Below are 17,795 nucleotides of genomic sequence, written 5' to 3'. Positions count from 1 at the left end.
GTATTTTTTGCAGGCTCTAGATAAATGAAAAACAATCATGCCTTAAAAGGTGTTTTTAACTAAGTCAGCTTGGTTTACCATTGCGCGCCTAAAACGACCATCTGTAAGAACTTTGAGTTATACTCAATGGTTTACGCGCAAACGGGCTTAGCCTCACAACCGGAGACAGTAAAAAAATGGATACTTGGTCTGCTGCCATCATGCTCTTTTTGATCATGGATCCCTTAGGTAACCTCCCTGTGTTCATGTCGGTACTCAAATCGATAGAACCAAAGCGTCGTCAAGTCATCCTAATTCGAGAATTATTATTTGCTCTTGGCATCCTGTTTCTCTTTTTGTTCAGTGGCCAATCGGTTCTCAATTTTCTGAACGTGGAACAAGAGACAGTAAGTATCGCTGGGGGAATTATTCTGTTCCTTATTGCGCTTAAAATGATTTTTCCATCATCTGGCAACCCCAGTGGATTAGCTGTAGGTGAAGAACCTTTTCTAGTACCTCTAGCTATTCCTATGATAGCGGGCCCTTCAACGCTGGCTGCGCTTATTCTTCTTGCCAACCAAGCGCCAGACAGAATGGCTGACTGGTCGATTGCGCTTGCGGCTTCATGGTCGATAAGCGCAGTGATCTTACTATTTTCAAATGTGTTCCATAAAATTCTGGGGGAGCGCGGTCTAGTTGCGATGGAGCGATTAATGGGTATGATCCTAGTTATGATTGCTATCCAAATGTTGCTGGATGGCGTTACCCAATATTTCATGCATGCCACTGGAGCCCTTTAAATGGCAAAGCAAAAACTTAATACCTTTGGGCGCGTTCGCGCCTTGGAAGGCTGGAAAGCCGTTGCATTCGGTGCTGCATTACTTGAGCGTATGCTACCCAACTACACGCTTTTCTGTGAATTAACGGAAAGTGGTGATGCAAGCGCATTGCGCAACTGTTTGAATTTGGCGTGGGAAACGTTGAAATCACCCAAGAGCAAATTCAACATTGCGGTACAGCTTGAGAAAGTTGAAGTGGCTACACCTGATACCAGTGAGCATGACAACTATGGCGTTTATCCAGCAATTGATGCAGCTATTGGTCTAGCTGGTTTGCTAAATTTGATGGCAGGCGACGATCCGCAAGGCGCAGTGGTCATCAGCAAGTTATCGCAAGGCAGCGTAGAAGCCTATTTGCTAGAAAGCGAAGAAGCCGATGACGAGACTGTAAAAGGGCATCCGCTGATGGAGTTTGAAGTTGAGGTACAAAACGAATTGCTTGATTATGTAGAGCAAGCCAAATACCCAGCGAAAGCGGCAGATGAAATGAAAGCACTTGCCTTGGAAGCTGGAATCTCCAATATTGGTCTTGAGCTTTAATGACAACGCAACTTGATCTTGCTTAGGTAAAACGAGCAACAGATCCTTAGCTCTTATGCTCAATAAAAGCCGTGTACTTAAAGGTCACGGCTTATCTCTCCTCAATTGAGGCACTTCAATCGTTATCAATCAACATATCTCAATTAGCATATAGCGCAGCGCGCTAGTTTGTTTGTCTTTAATAATTTGCCAATGGGCGGGGAGAGCGGGCGTTGTTAGCGCACTTTCGTGCTCTAAATACACCACGCTACCACTATGAACAAGTTTGTTATCTTCTAGCGCAGCCAGCGTAGGTGCTACCAATGATTTCGCAAAAGGCGGATCGACAAAAATAATATCGTAAGGCGCTTGGCTGATGCCTTTTAAAATACCTAGTGCGTCCCCTTGATGAACGGTTGCTGACGCCAGTTCATTTGCTTTTAATAAGGTAAGATTACTTTTAAGCTGGCTTGCTGCCTGTTTATCCAGCTCTATAAAATCACAATGTGCTGCATAGCGAGACAGAGCTTCTAAACCTAGCCCACCAGAACCCGCAAATACATCCAAGCAGCGTGCATCGTTTATGTAAGGCATTAACCAGTTAAACAAAGTTTCTTTGTTCCTGTCTGTAGTTGGCCTTAACCCTTCTGCATTGAGTACGGGTAACTTTCTACCACGCCATTGGCCACCGATAATGCGTATTTGCCCAGGACTATTTGTGCTTTGGGTTTTCCCTGATTTTTTCCCTTTTTGGGATGAATAAGGTTTTTTTGCAGAAGATGGTGCCCGAGTAGGGCGAGAAACTCGCTTCATAGTGGCTGACAATGGTATCATGCGTTCATACATTAGGCGGCAAGTGTAGCCGAAATTGCTAAGAATTTATAAGGATTTGTCCTAACGATGTCGAAACTTTTTGGCTGGTTCAGTAAGAACAAAAAAGCAGATAAACAAAAAGCCCAAGCGGAAGAAGCTCGCTTACAGGCAGAAGCTGAAGCAAAGGCGAAGGCGCAAGCGGAAGAAGAGGCCCGCGCTAAGGCAGAAGCTGAAGCACAGGCGAAGGCTCAAGCGGAAGAAGAGGCCCGCGCTAAGGCAGAGGCTGAAGCAAAGGCGAAGGCACAAGCGGAAGAAGAAGCTCGTGCAAAGGCAGAAGCTGAAGCACAGGCGAAAGCCCAAGCGGAAGAAGAAGCTCGCGCAAAGGCAGAAGCTGAAGCGCAGGCGAGGGCTAAAGCTGAAGAAGAAGCGCGTGCAAAGGCAGAAGCTGAAGCACAGGCGAAAGCCCAAGCGGAAGAAGAAGCCCGCGCAAAGGCAGAAGCTGAAGCAAAGGCGAAGGCACAAGCGGAAGAAGAGGCCCGCGCTAAGACAGAAGCTGAAGCACAGGCGAAGGCGCAAGCGGAAGAAGAAGCTCGCGCAAAGGCAGAAGCTGAAGCACAGGCGAAGGCTAAAGCCGAAGAAGAAGCGCGCGCAAAGGCAGAGGCTGAAGCACAGGCGAAAGCCCAAGCGGAAGAAGAAGCCCGCGCAAAGGCAGAGGCTGAAGCACAGGCGAAGGCGCAAGCGGAAGAAGAGGCTCGCGCAAAGGCAGAGGCTGAAGCGCAAGCTAAAGCCAAAGCCGAAGAAAAGCCGAAAGAGAAAAAGTCGTTATTCGCACGTTTAAAAGAAAGCCTATCTCGTACAAAAGAGAATTTAGGTAGCGGCATAGTAAGCCTGTTTAAAGGCAAAACCATTGATGATGAGCTCTATGAAGACCTTGAAACTCAGCTGTTAGTCGCTGACGTGGGCATGGATACTACGCAAAAAATCATCGATCACCTAACCGATAGTGCTTCTCGAAAAGATTTAAAAGATGCCGAAGCCTTGCTGGAGATCATGAAGCAGCAAATGTCGGGAATGTTGTCTCAAGTGAATCAGCCTCTGTCAGAAGTGATGCAGGCCCATGATTCCAGTGAAGGTCCGTTCGTTATCTTAATGGTTGGCGTAAATGGCGTAGGTAAAACCACGACTATTGGTAAGCTGGCTAAGCAGTTCCAGCAAGAAGGTAAGAAAGTGATGCTTGCTGCGGGTGATACCTTTAGAGCGGCGGCGGTTGAACAGCTTCAAGTATGGGGCGAGCGCAACGATATTCCGGTTATCGCACAGCACACTGGCGCTGACAGTGCATCGGTACTTTACGATGCACTAGAAGCAGCAAAATCGCGCGGCACAGATATCCTTATTGCCGACACGGCAGGGCGCCTGCAGAATAAGAACAACTTGATGGAAGAGCTTAAGAAAGTGGTTCGCGTAATGAAGAAAATTAATCCGAATGCGCCTCACGAAGTTATGCTTACATTGGATGCAGGTACAGGGCAAAACGCCATTAGCCAAGCCAAGTTGTTTAACGAAGCCGTGGGCTTAACAGGCATCACACTAACCAAGTTAGACGGTACAGCGAAAGGCGGCGTTATATTCTCTATTGCCGATAAGTTTAAAATTCCTATAAGGTATATAGGTGTTGGCGAAAGTATTGATGATTTACGCCAGTTTGATGGACAAGAATTTATTGATGCGTTGTTTAGCGAAATGGACACACCTGAAAGCTAAAACCAGCAAAGCGGTAGGGAAAAATAATGATAAAGTTTGAGCAGGTAAGCAAAACTTATCCGGGCGGACAACGTGCGCTAAGCAAGGTGAATTTTCATATTGCGCCGGGTGAAATGGCCTTTTTAACAGGGCATTCTGGCGCAGGAAAAAGCACGCTACTTAAACTTATCAGCCTAATGGAGCGCCCAACAGTAGGGCGCGTTCTTATTAATGGCCACGACCTTAACGCCATTACCCGTCGAGATATTGCCTATATACGCCGCGATATCGGCATGATCTTCCAAAGTCACCAGCTGCTAATGGACAAGTCGGTTTTTGACAACGTGGCGTTACCGCTAGTCATTGAGGGTTACACCCACAAAGAAATTCGCAAGCGCGTAGAAGCTGCGCTTGAAATGGTAGGGCTAAGAGATAAAGCGCGTTGCCTGCCTATTACGTTGTCTGGTGGTGAGCAGCAGCGAGTGGGGATCGCGCGAGCAGTAGTAAATAAACCCCCGTTACTGCTGGCAGACGAACCGACCGGTAACCTCGACCCCAAGCTTTCTATGGAAATTATTCGTCTTTTCGAAGACTTCAATCAAGCGGGCGTGTCAGTACTTATTGCAACCCATGATTTAGGGCTGATTGCTCGCATGCGTTATCGCACGCTGACCCTCAAAAATGGTCAAATGATCACCGATGGCCTTACTGATGATCTTGATGGCACAAGTTCAGCCAGCAGTGAAGGAGCCTGGTCATGAGTATTTTGTTTAAAGGGCGTGCAAAAGGGGCGTCTTCTGCCAAAGTGGGCTTTATTCAATCTATTGTGATGTTCTTTGTCAGCCATGTGCGCCAAGCGCTGGCGAGTCTTGGAGAGCTGTGGCGTCAGCCGCTGGCATCTTTAATGACTATTGGGGTACTAGGCCTGAGTATTACGCTACCTAGTACGCTTTATATCATGGTGAAAAATACTGAGAAAATTACAGCAGGCTGGGATCAGGCTTCAGAAATATCTCTGTTTTTAAAGCCAAATATCAACGCGGCAAGTTCGCAACAGCTGGTGGCACGATTAAACAGCTGGTCTGAAATAGACAGCGTTGTTTATATTCCAGCGGATGATGCGCTTAAAGAATTTCAGCACTTGTCAGGATTGGGCGATGCCATCGCCTATCTAGAGAAAAACCCACTGCCTGATGTAGTACTAGTAACGCCAAACGAAAAACACGCGTCACCGACGGCAGCCAAAGCACTGCTAGATAAGCTGCGACAGCAGCGTGAAGTTGATATTGGCAAACTGGATATCGAATGGTTAGAGCGACTATATGCCGTTATCGATATTGCTAGAGACTTGGTTACGCTAATAGGATTACTACTTTTCATCGCCGTTGTACTAATTATTGGTAACACCATTCGTCTGAATATTTTGAACAAGTATGACGAAATCGTGGTGATGAAGCTGGTTGGCGCAACCGATGCGTTTATCCATCGCCCGTTTTTATATACAGGCTTCTGGTATGGCCTATTGGGCGGACTAATGGCGTGGTTTGCCGTTATTATCATACTATGGTGGATGGATAGCAGCATCACTACGTTTGCCGCTATGTATCAGAAGGATTTCAACATTACCGGATTAACCGGTTCTGCATTGCTGACTATGCTGGGACTATCGGTGCTGCTCGGTTTACTGGGCTCACTTATCTCTGTGCAGCGTCATGTAAGGGAAATAGAGCCCAAGTAGTCGTAGACGTGAGTATACTTACACGCCTACAGTGCGAAATATATAAGTCACTGTATGACGTTATTGGCGGTAAGTAGGCGTGTTCTTAGTTTTGTACTTAAGCTATCGCACGGGGATAGTGTGAGGAGATAGCGCTGCGCACTCCATTGCCCCAAATGATGGCTTGGTTATACAGCATATGCAGCTGCTTCTGGTCAATATTAAGCACTTTAGCTTGTTTTATGACATTCATCCAAAGGGCGCTTTCAAAGGCGCGAACCAAAGTCATATAGCTGTTCATTTCTAAGTTCTTGCCAAGTAGTGCATCGTTAACCTCATCGGAAAGCGGCAGCTGCTTTACAATGTCTGTCATAGACTGATCAAGTAACCCTTCAAGAAGCGAAAATAAACCAACCAAAAAGGAGATGGGCGGATTATTTCTAAGACCTCTACGCTCAGCAAGTAAGTCGAAAAACTTAGCGCGAACTAAAGACATATGAATGATTTCAAGGGGCTTTTCATCGCCTAAGTTCGTTAAACTTAATAAAGCGATGAATTTCTTAATCTCTACTTCACCCATGTAATTAAGCGCGTGCTTTAGTGATGTAATTTTGTAACGCTTATTAATAGTGGGGTTATTGATAAACTTCAGCAATAAGAAGCTTAAGGTGGCGTCTCGCTCTATAATTTGGCTGATACGGTCTATGTCAAAGTCGCTGCTAGAGCTTTCGCCCATCAAATCAACAATGTTCATTTTAGACGCAGGAAGCTGTCGTAGAATACGTGCTTCCGGTTGCGAGAAAAAATAACCCTGGAAGAAGTCGAAACCCAAATCTACGCACGTTGAAAAATTATCTTGCGTATCAACCTGTTCCGCCACTAATTGCACGTTCGCATCGTGATAGCGCGGAATGTGCTTTTCAATGGTTTCAAAGCGGGTTTTTGTCACATCGACTTTCACAATATCGATAAGAGGAAATATGTCGTGTTTTGAACCCACCATCATGGGATCATCGATAGCTAGCTTAAAGCCAAGTTGCTTTATGTGCTGGCATGCTTCGAATAGTCCGCTGGTGTTGTCGGATGGATCAGCCAGTTCAACCACTACCGACTCAGGGTTAAGCGATGTAGGAAAGCGCGAAATAATTGTATCTGACGAGAACGTGATAAAAGACGTTTTTTCGCCGCTGATATCATCAAGCCCAAGTGGATGGAAGTGCTCAGAAATATACTTAGCTTTCTCTTCGTTATGTTCCGGATAAGCACCAGACTTGCCATCTCTGAACAGAAGCTCATAGGCGAAAACACTTTTGCTTTTATCTAAAATAGGCTGGCGAGCTATAAACGCGAACATAATCTATTCCTGATACAACACGGTTAAGGTTATTTTTATTGTTATATTTAGAGGCTTAGCTAGCGCTAAGGTTAGGTGTTCTTTAATGTGTAATCCAAAAGAACTGACCCTAGTCTATGATATGTAAGCGCAATCTAACAACTATTCAACGATTAATTTCACATCAACTGGCGTAATCGTAGGCTTAGTTGTCGTTCAAAGCGGCCTTATGAATGTGTTTAGCCCACTTTATCGCTTCGTTGTAATAACTATGCAGAAGACTCTGTTTAACACCATACTTTGTTGCGAATTGCTGAATGCCCGTCCATTTAGCTCTTTCAAAGAATTGTGATAGCGTCAGGCAGTTGCGAAGCACACCAGGGCTTCCGCACAGGGCATCTTTAACGTCGTCACTAATTGGAACCTTGCTGACCAAATCGTCAATTCGCTGTTCCATCATGGCATCAAGCAAAGAAAGCAGGCCAGTAAGAAAACCTTTTAACGGGTCATCGGCACCTTTAAGCTGGGTGTAGACCAGTTCACAGAACTTTGCGCGAACAAGCGCCATTTGCATTAGCTCAGTAGGCTGACCATCGCTTAGGTTTGCAAGAGCCAGCAATGATATGAACTTCTTCACTTCTACTTCGCCCATGAAGGTTAACGCGTGTTTAAGTGACGTTATTTTATGTCGCTTGTTGACCAGAGGATTGTTGATAAACCGCAGCAGTAAGTAGGTAAGCGAGGGATCTCGTTCAATGATTTTGTTTACTTCATCGAAATTAAGTTTTGCTTGGCTACTTAGCGTAAGTAACTCCATCATAGTTAGGCTGCTGGGCCCTAACTTTCTGTGCCTTACAATTTCGGGTTTAGCTAGAAAGTATCCTTGGAAGTAGTCGAAACCCATATCTTTGAATTTATTGAATTCTTCATAGGTCTCAATTTTTTCAGCAACCAACTGTATTTTGTTCGACTTGAAGCGTTCGACAAGGGCGGGAATTTTTTCGTGGGGGATCTCTGTAATATCAATTTTGACTATCCTGGTAAATGGAATGAAAGCTTCCCACTTGCCTTTCATGTCATAATCGTCAAGAGCAATAGGATAGCCAAGACCTCGAATATGTTTGCAAGCGGCTACCAGCGCATCATCAACGTCAACGGTTTCTACAATCTCAATGACCACTTTGCTTGCATCCAGAGAGGTCGGAAAACGAAACATTAGTGTATCGCGGTGAAAGTTAATGAAGGCTTTCTTATCTCCGGTTATCTCCTCAATACCTAAGCTTAAATGGGTAGAGGTAAGAATTTTCGAGGTAGCCTCGTCAGGAGGTATATCGGGAAAGCAGTTATCTTCTCCAACACGAAAAAGTAGTTCGTAGGCGTAAACTTCTCTGTTTACATTAAATATTGGCTGTCTAGCGACGTAAGCAAACATCAAGATCCTCTTTGCTTCACTTGCCTTACTCCTTTCCTTAAGTATTTCCCTTCCAGTCTTTTATAATTGTTGTCTGGAAAATGCTGTACAGCGGTTGTAGTGCAAAATCGATTAATCCAATCTATTATTTTCAGTTTCCAGCCAGAAAAGCAAGGTATAAGATGACATATGCAATGTTTATATACTGTATTGACGCGTAGGCACCTTGCTGACTTATCTTAGAGTTAGTGAAAATCTTATATTTCGGATAACTAGCGTGTAATAAATAAGCGTTGGATTTCATACCAGTGAGATTAGCCTTCACTTTGGTATGTGTAATTAAAGTATAATGATGTAGTGGTTAAATGACCGACCCAAAGGCACGACGCCAGAAAGTGCAGCGTGTCATTCGATGTGAAGTCGATAGTCTAGGCTTAGTGTTTGCGGTGAATGCATTCGTAAATGGACCGCAAGCTTTAAAGTTGAACTTTTTTTCTTAATTTAGGTCTTGATATTGTAGAAATAGTCGCTATACCTACATATCGGTTAGACTTCATATCTTAATTAGGTCTCGCGCAGCTTCGGTTACTTTGCTAATATGAAGCGGCAATAAATGAGGTGAACAATGAGCAACAATTTGCAATCTATGGCCCTGTCAGTGCCACACAGCGGTAGCATTGAAGGCTACATCCAAGCTGTAAGCAGCATTGATATGCTTAGCGCTGAGGAAGAGCGCGAGTTGGCAGTGCGCCTTCGCGAAGACGAAGACTTACAAGCCGCTCGTAAGCTAGTAATGTCGCATCTTCGTTTTGTAGTGCACATTGCAAAATCTTACTCAGGTTATGGCTTACCACAAGCCGACTTAATTCAAGAAGGTAACATCGGTCTGATGAAAGCCGTTAAGCGTTTCGACCCAACAGTGGGCGTACGTTTGGTTTCTTTCGCGGTACATTGGATCAAAGCAGAAATTCATGAGTTTGTACTTAAAAACTGGCGAATAGTGAAAGTTGCGACAACCAAAGCGCAGCGCAAACTGTTCTTTAACCTTCGTAAGGCGAAGAAGCGTCTTGGTTGGTTTACTCATGACGAAGTGCAAACAGTAGCGAACGAATTAGGCGTGAGTACAAAAGAAGTGCTTCAAATGGAAGCGCGTATGAGCTCTCAAGACCAAGCGTTCGATTTAACTGCGGACGAAGATGAAACAGGTAACTTTGCGCCAGTTCAGTATTTAGAAGACAAATCTTCAGATGTTGAAACTGACGTAATCAACAACGACTGGGATACAGCGGCGAGCAAGCGCTTGTACTCAGCGATTAAAACGCTAGACGAGCGTAGCCAAGATATCATCGAAACTCGTTGGTTAGCAGACAACAAGATTACTCTGCAAGACTTAGCTGATAAATATCAGGTTTCTGCAGAGCGTGTTCGTCAAATTGAAAAGAACGCGATGAAAAAGCTTCAAGCAGCTATGGTCGCGTAGTATACGCAGTGCATAGCTTACAAATAGCTTAACGACGAAAAAAGCGCCTTAACGGCGCTTTTTTTATGAGTGGATTTTTGTTCTTAGTGACGGCTCGTACGAATTAGTGATGATCGCTAATCCGTAACGCTACTCTTCTTCATTTTTAGAGGGAGGAAGTACGTAGAATACCCCTTCAAATTCCGCCACAGGGGTGTCGCCATCTAAAATTGCCACACTCAGCTCAAACCTTGCCTTGTTGTCGTTCTCTAGCGGCTTGAATTTTCCAGACAAGGTTTCAATATTACAGATTGCCCTTGGTTTCATCGTGATGGGTTTGTGGTAATGAATATCACCATCGCCCAATACAATGTCACCGTCTAATCCACGCTCTTTAAGCTGCAGGTAAATCATGCCCCAGCCAGTTAGTGTAGCTAAAGAAAAAATACTGCCAGCAAACATAGTGCCGTGAATATTGATGTTTTTGTTTAATGATGCACGGGTTTCAAGCGTGCGGCCTGTGTACTGGTAAAGCTTAATTCCCATGTGCTCGGTAATGGGAATGGTCTCAGACCATGTCTCTTGCAGTGATTTACACCACTTAGGGTGAAGTACTAATGTGTTGTTTTCAGTGAACTTCTTGACCATTTGTTGACGTTTCAGCATGCCTAGTTCGTTAGGCGCTTCACGCTCAACTTCAAAGCCACATGCGCTAAAAAAGTCGATAGATATTTCGCGGCTGTTCGTTACAGCGCGCTCGGCGCCCAAGTCTTTCGCAACGTTTTCGAGTGCGGCCATGATCATTTGGCCTAAGCCCTTGCGTTGATGGCCTGGGTGAACCGCAATATGACGAATTTGTGCCTCTTCGGCTGTGTTCAAATGCACACGGCCGCAAGCTACAATTTCGCCATTTCGGTTAGTAATAATACGGTGCTCTGCGACTTGTTCATATTCGTCTTTTTCAGAGCCTGGAGGGAAATTCCATGGCTGGCGTAAGTGTTCCCACCGAAAATGAAAATAGGCTTCAAACTCGGCATCGCTTTTTGGTGTGACTACCTTGTACACAATAAACCGGCCTTCTTAAATGAATGAACGAGTATTTAAACGTAAGAATACATGCGGTACAAGCTTAATTATGTAAGCAAGTTTGGGATGCTGACGAAGCGTACGATTTTACCCGCTAAACGCTAAATTGAAAGGTGACGGGGCCGTCATTAATTAGGCCTACTTGCATATCAGCGCCGAACTCGCCGGTGGCCACTACCATACCTTTATTTTTTAGAGACTGAACGAACTTTTCATAAATGGCTTGGCCGTGTTCTGGCGATGCACCGCGTGAAAAACCAGGACGATTACCTTTCTGCGTATCGGCTACGAGTGTGAACTGAGAGACCACCAGTATTTCGCCTCCCACTTGCTCAACATTTAGATTCATTTTTCCGTCTTCGTCACTGAACATGCGATATCGACAGAGCTTATTTGCTAGTTTCTCTATTTCCGCGTCACCGTCTTCTTTCTCAACACCCAAGAGCACCAACATGCCTTTACCAATTTCGCCGATAACATTACCGGCAACGGTGACATTGGCTTCCGATACGCGTTGAATTAGTCCTATCACTTCGACGACTCCTGAATAAAGCGAGACATGTCGCGGGTAGCACGGCAGAGCGCGTAACCTATACTAGGCTCGGAAGTACTGTGCCCCGCGTCGGGGATAATTTGTAGCTGACTTTGAGGCCACGCTTTGTGAAGTGCCTCCGCCGCTTCTGTTTTGCAGATCATGTCGTTACGACCATGTACAATTGTTCCAGGAATATGACTTATTTTGCTAATGTTTTCAAGAATATAGTTTTCATCTAGGAAACATTGATTAGATAGGAAATGGCATTCCAATGTGGCTAAACAGGTGACCAGCTGCATAGGGTAATTAGTTGTCGAATCACCCACACCAGGTGGTAGCGTTATACGAGAAAGTCTCTCTTCCCATTGGTACCATCTTTTAAGCGCTGAATGTCTTAGTACATCATTGCTAGAACGCACCATTGCGCTATAGAAATCACACACTGAATTAGAGGTCACAGGCTTAGGCACATCTTTTGTAAATTTCCGGTAATACTCGGGAAATAACTGAGCTGCACAGCCATTTGGCGATAAAAACCAATCCCTGTCTTCCTGTCGAGCTAAAAATACGCCACGTAGAATGAGTCCTGTCACTCGCGGCGTGTACTTTAACGCGTAGAGCAGGGCGAGTGTCGAACCCCACGAACCGCCAAACAAGAGAAATTTTGGAATTGAAAGGTGTGTACGTAATGCTTCGATATCTTCAACATTCGACCATGTGTCGTTATTTAGCGTGTCAGCTATAGGCGTAGAGCGGCCGCAACCACGTTGCTCATAGCCGACAATGCGATACTTATTGCTGTCAAAAAAGCATTTGTAATTAGGGGGTAAGCCTGCACCTGGGCCTCCGTGAATAAAGAGCACGGGGATGCCGTTTGGATTACCACTTTGCTCGAAGTAAAGCGAATGCCCACTTCCCACTTCGATAAATCCATTTTCATAGTAGGTAACATCGGGGTAAAGTCGTTTCATTTTGTTTCTGCGCGTTGTGTGAGTGCCTGTTTTAGTTTAGTTTATTGTTATACAAACGGTTGCGTGCTGACTGCTTCAACGCTGTTTATGCTTGTAAAATAAGCGATAAATCTTAAGTGTATACTATAGAACAAGTGTCATTACGTGCTAGCTAATCATATTATAGTCATAAATGCGAGGATGTTTATATGGCAGGTCAAGGATCGGGCGGTAATGTAATCGCCGCAATTTGTAACTTCTTTATTCCTGGTTTAGGTCATTTGGTTCAAGGCAGAATACTGGGCGCGCTGTTCTATTTCATTACCGTAGGCGTGTGCTATGCCCTGGCTGCGACCGTCGTTCTTGCTATCGTATTCTGGCCATTAGGTGCCATTTTGCATCTAATCAGTATTATAAGCGCAGCGCGCTTTAGAGGTGGAGTAACCGCATGAAGCTACTTGCATCAGCATTTGTTGCTATGCTTGCCCTTAGTGGGTGTCAGTCTGCATATTACGCAGCATGGGAAAAGGTGGGCGTTGAAAAGCGTGATATCTTAGTAGACCGCGTTGAAAACGCGAAAGAATCACAAGAAGACGCTCAAGAGCAGTTTAATTCGGCGCTGGAGGCATTCAGCGCGGCCGTTGCATTTGATGGCGGTGAACTTGAAGATGTTTACAATCGATTAAACGGTCAGTACGAAGATAGTGTTGCCGCCTCGGAAGAAGTGAGTTCACGTATAGACAAGGTGGAAAGTGTAGCTGAGGCTTTATTCGATGAATGGTCTGAAGAGCTAGAGAAGTATGAGAACGCATCGCTGAAGCGAGATAGTGCGGCGAAGCTTCGCGAAACTAAACGTCGTTACGCTTCACTAATGACGGCTATGCGCAAAGCGGAAAGTAAAATGCCGCCGGTATTAAGCGCGCTTCAAGATAATGTGCTGTACTTGAAGCACAATTTAAATGCCAGCGCGATAGGCGCGCTGCAGGGCGAGCTCTCTACTATCGAGAACAACGTCGCTCAGCTTATCAGACAAATGAATTCTGCTATTGCAGAGTCTGATGCGTTTATTTCTTCAATGAAAAACTAGCTTTTAAGCAGTAATATATAGAGAGGGAGCGAGAAGCTCCCTTTTTTATTTTAAACATGTGGGCTAATTATTCTTGAGGGACTTTGCGCGGTTCGTTTTCTGCTTTACGGTTTTCGAAAGCTTCGCCTAGACTGCACGTAAACTCTGCACCAAACAGCACAATTATCCACGACAAATACACCCATAAAAACAGAATAGGCACCACTGCAAGCGCGCCATAAATAAGTTCGTACGAGGGGAAGTTTGTAACATAAAGTGCAAAACCTGACTTAGTAATTTCAAAAGCAATAGTGGCTACAATGGCACCTACGAAAGCATGACGAGCAAACACTCGTCTATTCGGCACCACCATGTATAAAATGGTGAATGCAAGCATGGCTGCACCGCTGGGTACAAGGCTGAGTAAGAAAGTACCAAGACCTGGTGTGTATTCTTCAGTGAACGCCGCTAATCCAGTCAAATAAGAACTGACCACTACACTAGAGCCAATCAACATAGGGCCAAGCGTGATTACCATCCAGTAAATAGCAAAGGTATACACAATAGGTCTGTCACTTTGCGTGCGCCAAATTCTATTTAAGGTTTTATCTACGTTTGATATGAGCATTAACGCAACGACAAGAAGCGACAAAATACCAATGGCACTCATTTGTGAGGCATTGCCCACAAAATCGGTCATGTATTTATGTACCACATCACTGGCGGTAGGAACAAAGTTGCTAAAAACAAAATGCTCTAGCTTACTTCTTACAGACGCGAAGGCAGGAAAAGCCGACATAATGGTAAAGGTCACCATGATAAATGGTACTAAAGATAACAACGTTACATAGGCTAAGTGCCCAGCAGAGATAGTAATATTGTCTTCTCTACAGCGCTTTATGAAGATGCTAAAGAGATCTCTAACCTGAGGAGTAACATTGTTATATAAGGCTTTAACCTTGTCTAAATCCACTCAATTTCTCCTGACGATACCGTGTAAATGGTAAACAGCGCGGTCTTATCTATGCGGACTGTTATAAAGCATCGATAGTTCATTACATGTTATATCAGATGGTAACTGCGGGCGGCCTTGGTGGCAAAGTTTAATGCAGGCTTTATACAACAAAGGCGCATTGACTGCGCCTATTGAGGAGTGCTTCATTCAAAAATGTCAGCACGATCCTGATTGTTGTATGTATTAAGTGCCTGAGCGCACACCTAGCATGTGACAGATGGCGTAGCTTAATTCACTGCGGTTCAACGTATAGAAATGGAAGTGTTTTACCCCTTCTTTAGCCAATACCTTTACCTGATCCATGGCGATGTTAGCACCTATTAGGTTACGTGTGGCTTGGTCGTCGGCATCAAGGCCGTCGAACATTTTGTGTAACCATCCCGGCACATGAACATTTGTGAACCCCGCAAATTTCACCAGTGTTTGGTAGTTGGTTACCGGCAAAATACCCGGAACGATATCTAAGTCGACACCCGCTGCGGCTGCACGGTCTCTAAATCGAAGGTACACACTCGTATCGAAAAAGAACTGGGTTATCGCTTCTGTGGCACCTGCTTCTGCTTTGCGCTTGAGGTTTAGTAAATCAAACTGCGCATTTGGTGCTTCAGGGTGCTTCTCTGGATAGGCAGCAACAGAAATATCAAAATCGGCAACGTCTTTTAGCAAGGCAACAAGATCAGAGGCATACATCTCTGTTTTTTCTACTCCTGGCGGTAAATCGCCACGAAGCGCAACAATACGGCGAATACCTGAGTCCCAGTAGTCTTTTGCAATTTGCTTAAGCTCATCACGGCTAGCATCAACACAGGTCAAGTGAGGAACCGCCGCGACACCGGTTTGCTGCTGAATGCGTTTTACAACGTCGTGGGTTCTGTCACGCTCACCGCTATTCGCGCCGTAGGTTACCGACATGTAGCTTGGCTTTAGTGGCGCGAGACGTTCAACTGACTTCCACAGGGTCTGTTCCATGGCTTCCGTTTTAGGCGGAAAGAATTCAAAAGATACATCAATATCACGCAGTTCCGACAGGGACTGGTTTAATGCATCGATACCTTGTGCGTAAGAAACCATGGCTTTTTCTCTCAAAAATGTATTCTTATAGACGTTTAGACGTCTAAATTAAAGAATATATGTCTAGACGTCAAGAGGTTTACACTGCTCAATTGACCTTTTCGTGAACTTGTTTAGAATTTCTCTTCATAACATAAAAAAGAGTAGACCGAGTTAGTACAATGGCAGAATGGAACGGTAAATATATTCACCCCTACGCAGAGCATGGCAAGAAGAGCGAACAGGTAAAGAAAGTCACTGTCTCTATACCTATTAATGTGCTTAAGGCGCTTACTGATGAGCGTACTCGCCGCCAAATCAATAATCTGCGTCACGCCACTAATTCAGAACTGTTGTGCGAAGCATTTTTGCATGCGTTTACCGGTCAACCATTGCCTAACGATGATGACCTGCGCAAAGACAATCCCAATCGCGTACCGGCTGAAGCAAGACGCATTATGGAAGAAATGGGCATTGATCCAAGCTTCGAAAACGATGTGTCGGAAGACGACTGATATTTGGTATTAAAGAGAAACGGCGCTTTGTTGTAAGTTATTGCTAGTTGATAACCTACAACACGGCGCCGTTTTTTATGTACTTGTATTCTCTAAGCGCACCTTTTAGCAAATAAAGGTTGGGCACTAGCCCCTCCATTTTTTTGCTTTATGCGCCAGAATTTTATTCTTCTGGGCTTTCAGGCACGCGTGCAACGCCAGATTCAATCGCAGCCTTAGATACGGCGGTAGCAATACGCTCGCATAAACGCGGGTCCATAGGTTTAGGAATAATGTACTCCTTACCAAATGTCAGACTAGTACTCTTACTGGCAGCTAGTACTTCTTCTGGTACAGGCTCCTTCGTGATAGCACGAAGGGCTTCTACTGCCGCTACTTTCATTTCATCGTTAATGGCCGTTGCACGAACATCTAGTGCTCCACGGAAAATAAACGGGAAACACAGTACGTTGTTAACCTGGTTAGGGTAGTCCGAGCGTCCGGTAGCCATAATAAGATCTTTACGTACTTCGTGAGCAAGTTCAGGCTTTATCTCAGGGTCTGGGTTAGAACATGCAAATACAATTGGGTTTTCAGCCATCAAGGCCAGTGTTTCTGGTGGTAAAACATCCGGTCCTGACACACCAACAAAAATGTCCGCGCCTTCCATTACATCTTCAAGCGTACGCTTGTCAGTATTGTTAGCAAATAGCTTTTTGTGCTCAGTTAAGTCTTCGCGACGAGTATGGATAACGCCTTTTCTGTCTAGCATATAAATACGCTCACGCTGGGCACCACACTTTATAAGCAGTTCCATACAAGCGACCGCTGCTGCACCGGCACCCATACACACAATTTTAGCGCTCTCTATGCTTTTACCCTGAATTTCCAGAGCATTAAGCATGCCCGCTGCAGTTACAATAGCGGTACCGTGCTGATCATCATGAAATACCGGAATTTTACAGCGCTTAATGAGTTCTTGTTCAATTTCAAAGCACTCAGGCGCTTTAATGTCTTCTAGGTTAATGCCGCCAAATGTGTCGGCGATATTCGCTACCGTATTAATGAACTCTTCGGTCGTACGATGCTTCACTTCAATGTCAATGGCATCCAGGCCAGCAAAGCGTTTAAACAGAAGGGCTTTACCTTCCATAACAGGTTTCGATGCCAGTGGGCCTAGGTTACCCAATCCTAAAATCGCGGTTCCGTTACTGATAACGGCAACCAGATTTCCTTTACCCGTATATTTATAGGCGTTATCTGCATCTTCGGCTATTTCTCTGACCGGCTCGGCAACGCCTGGGCTATAGGCAAGAGCAAGGTCGTCCACGCTGTCGGCTGGCTTAGATAACTCTACGCGGATTTTTCCAGGTGTGGGTTTGGCGTGATAGTCGAGTGCGCGTTGTCTAAAATCTGACATGTAAAAAGGTATCCTTAGATGTAGGGTTCATCGGTGTTTTCGTTCACGCTCTGTAGCTATTTTATTGTCGTTATAGTTATAATAAACGTAAGCGCGTTACAACCAAGTAATGACAAAGTGATTATAAATAGTTGTTAGCACTAGGGCTTGTTGATCTTTGTTTTACAGCAATCATCAATAGGCCCCAAGGTGGCATGTGGAAAAGCAGACTAGGCGTTAACCTTTACTGATTCTGTTCACATACCTTAATGGATACAAGCCTCTGGTTTATGTACCCAAAAGCGCCACAAGTCTTGAAAGTCATGCATTATTCACAGAATTAATGCTCACTATCAAAGTGCCGATCGCAACTCTAACACAGCCAAT

Annotated in this window: 18 protein-coding genes; 9 read left to right on the top strand and 9 right to left on the bottom strand. The window is 44.8% G+C overall.

The window, feature by feature from the left end:
• The first annotated feature begins 176 nt into the window (after positions 1 to 176).
• On the top strand, positions 177 to 779 hold the full coding sequence (locus tag NO989_RS07410) for a YhgN family NAAT transporter (RefSeq protein WP_014977587.1): 603 nt from the start codon (positions 177 to 179) through the stop codon (positions 777 to 779).
• Positions 780 to 1,358, top strand: coding sequence for a YjaG family protein (locus tag NO989_RS07405; RefSeq protein WP_371342323.1), 579 nt, complete (start codon positions 780 to 782; stop codon positions 1,356 to 1,358).
• A gap of 129 nt (positions 1,359 to 1,487) precedes the next feature.
• Here the strand turns inward: NO989_RS07405 and rsmD are convergent, their stop codons facing one another.
• On the bottom strand, positions 1,488 to 2,171 hold the full coding sequence (gene rsmD / locus NO989_RS07400) for a 16S rRNA (guanine(966)-N(2))-methyltransferase RsmD (RefSeq protein WP_156087021.1): 684 nt from the start codon (positions 2,169 to 2,171) through the stop codon (positions 1,488 to 1,490).
• 66 nt (positions 2,172 to 2,237) lie between these two features.
• Between rsmD and ftsY the strand changes: the two genes are divergently transcribed.
• The 3 genes from ftsY to ftsX are packed head-to-tail and all read left to right on the top strand — an operon-like array spanning position 2,238 to position 5,631.
• Positions 2,238 to 3,914 (top strand): signal recognition particle-docking protein FtsY, encoded by a 1,677-nt coding sequence (gene ftsY, locus NO989_RS07395; protein WP_156087019.1) that lies wholly within the window; start codon positions 2,238 to 2,240, stop codon positions 3,912 to 3,914.
• Between the two features lie 26 nt (positions 3,915 to 3,940).
• The gene (ftsE, locus tag NO989_RS07390) at positions 3,941 to 4,654 is read left to right on the top strand and encodes a cell division ATP-binding protein FtsE (RefSeq protein ID WP_014950991.1); all 714 of its coding nucleotides are present in this window, start codon (positions 3,941 to 3,943) and stop codon (positions 4,652 to 4,654) included.
• Positions 4,651 to 5,631: a permease-like cell division protein FtsX gene (ftsX, locus tag NO989_RS07385; RefSeq protein WP_156087017.1), complete on the top strand. Its 981-nt coding sequence runs from the start codon at positions 4,651 to 4,653 to the stop codon at positions 5,629 to 5,631. Before ftsE ends, ftsX begins: the two co-directional genes overlap by 4 nt.
• 97 nt (positions 5,632 to 5,728) lie before the next feature.
• On the opposite strand, the gene NO989_RS07380 is transcribed toward ftsX, so the two are convergent.
• Entirely contained in the window at positions 5,729 to 6,964 is a 1,236-nt protein-coding gene (locus tag NO989_RS07380) for an EAL and HDOD domain-containing protein (RefSeq protein WP_039226795.1), read from the bottom strand.
• A gap of 184 nt (positions 6,965 to 7,148) precedes the next feature.
• Positions 7,149 to 8,375, bottom strand: a complete 1,227-nt coding sequence (locus NO989_RS07375) for an EAL and HDOD domain-containing protein (RefSeq protein WP_371342322.1) — start codon at positions 8,373 to 8,375, stop codon at positions 7,149 to 7,151.
• A 604-nt stretch (positions 8,376 to 8,979) separates the two neighbouring features.
• On the opposite strand from NO989_RS07375, the gene rpoH reads away from it, so the two are divergent.
• The gene (gene rpoH, locus NO989_RS07370; protein ID WP_014950987.1) at positions 8,980 to 9,834 is read left to right on the top strand and encodes an RNA polymerase sigma factor RpoH; all 855 of its coding nucleotides are present in this window, start codon (positions 8,980 to 8,982) and stop codon (positions 9,832 to 9,834) included.
• 129 nt (positions 9,835 to 9,963) lie between these two features.
• Here rpoH and NO989_RS07365 read toward each other — a convergent pair whose 3' ends face one another.
• The 3 genes from NO989_RS07365 to pip all read right to left on the bottom strand — a co-directional run bounded on the left by NO989_RS07365 (position 9,964) and on the right by pip (position 12,405).
• Positions 9,964 to 10,878, bottom strand: a complete 915-nt coding sequence (locus NO989_RS07365) for a bifunctional GNAT family N-acetyltransferase/hotdog fold thioesterase (protein ID WP_014950986.1) — start codon at positions 10,876 to 10,878, stop codon at positions 9,964 to 9,966.
• 115 nt (positions 10,879 to 10,993) lie between these two features.
• Positions 10,994 to 11,431 carry a D-aminoacyl-tRNA deacylase gene (gene dtd, locus NO989_RS07360; RefSeq protein WP_039226792.1) on the bottom strand — a complete coding sequence of 146 codons (438 nt, stop codon included), beginning with the start codon at positions 11,429 to 11,431 and terminating at the stop codon, positions 10,994 to 10,996.
• Positions 11,428 to 12,405, bottom strand: coding sequence for a prolyl aminopeptidase (pip, locus tag NO989_RS07355; protein WP_371342321.1), 978 nt, complete (start codon positions 12,403 to 12,405; stop codon positions 11,428 to 11,430). Before pip ends, dtd begins: the two co-directional genes overlap by 4 nt.
• Before the next feature lie 188 nt (positions 12,406 to 12,593).
• On the opposite strand from pip, the gene NO989_RS07350 reads away from it, so the two are divergent.
• Both NO989_RS07350 and NO989_RS07345 read left to right on the top strand, forming a co-directional pair.
• A complete protein-coding gene (locus NO989_RS07350; RefSeq protein WP_014950983.1) occupies positions 12,594 to 12,836 on the top strand; it encodes a hypothetical protein in 243 nt (80 codons plus the stop codon).
• Positions 12,833 to 13,471, top strand: coding sequence for a DUF2959 domain-containing protein (locus NO989_RS07345; protein ID WP_014950982.1), 639 nt, complete (start codon positions 12,833 to 12,835; stop codon positions 13,469 to 13,471). The genes NO989_RS07350 and NO989_RS07345 overlap by 4 nt, the downstream gene beginning before the upstream one ends.
• Positions 13,472 to 13,538: 67 nt before the next feature.
• Here the strand turns inward: NO989_RS07345 and NO989_RS07340 are convergent, their stop codons facing one another.
• Positions 13,539 to 14,423 carry a virulence factor BrkB family protein gene (locus NO989_RS07340; protein ID WP_171337430.1) on the bottom strand — a complete coding sequence of 295 codons (885 nt, stop codon included), beginning with the start codon at positions 14,421 to 14,423 and terminating at the stop codon, positions 13,539 to 13,541.
• A gap of 225 nt (positions 14,424 to 14,648) precedes the next feature.
• Positions 14,649 to 15,536 (bottom strand): methylenetetrahydrofolate reductase, encoded by an 888-nt coding sequence (gene metF / locus NO989_RS07335; RefSeq protein WP_171337429.1) that lies wholly within the window; start codon positions 15,534 to 15,536, stop codon positions 14,649 to 14,651.
• A 161-nt stretch (positions 15,537 to 15,697) separates the two neighbouring features.
• Between metF and metJ the strand changes: the two genes are divergently transcribed.
• The gene (gene metJ, locus NO989_RS07330) at positions 15,698 to 16,030 is read left to right on the top strand and encodes a met regulon transcriptional regulator MetJ (protein ID WP_014950979.1); all 333 of its coding nucleotides are present in this window, start codon (positions 15,698 to 15,700) and stop codon (positions 16,028 to 16,030) included.
• A gap of 163 nt (positions 16,031 to 16,193) precedes the next feature.
• Here the strand turns inward: metJ and NO989_RS07325 are convergent, their stop codons facing one another.
• The gene (locus tag NO989_RS07325) at positions 16,194 to 17,429 is read right to left on the bottom strand and encodes a malic enzyme-like NAD(P)-binding protein (RefSeq protein WP_014950978.1); all 1,236 of its coding nucleotides are present in this window, start codon (positions 17,427 to 17,429) and stop codon (positions 16,194 to 16,196) included.
• Positions 17,430 to 17,795: the final 366 nt, after the last annotated feature.

The sequence above is a fragment of the Alteromonas sp. DY56-G5 genome (genome assembly GCF_041414725.1).
Classification (GTDB): Bacteria; Pseudomonadota; Gammaproteobacteria; order Enterobacterales; family Alteromonadaceae; genus Alteromonas; species Alteromonas macleodii.
The sequence above is the reverse complement of the archived record's forward strand: the minus strand, read 5'-3'. Positions and strand labels throughout refer to the sequence as shown.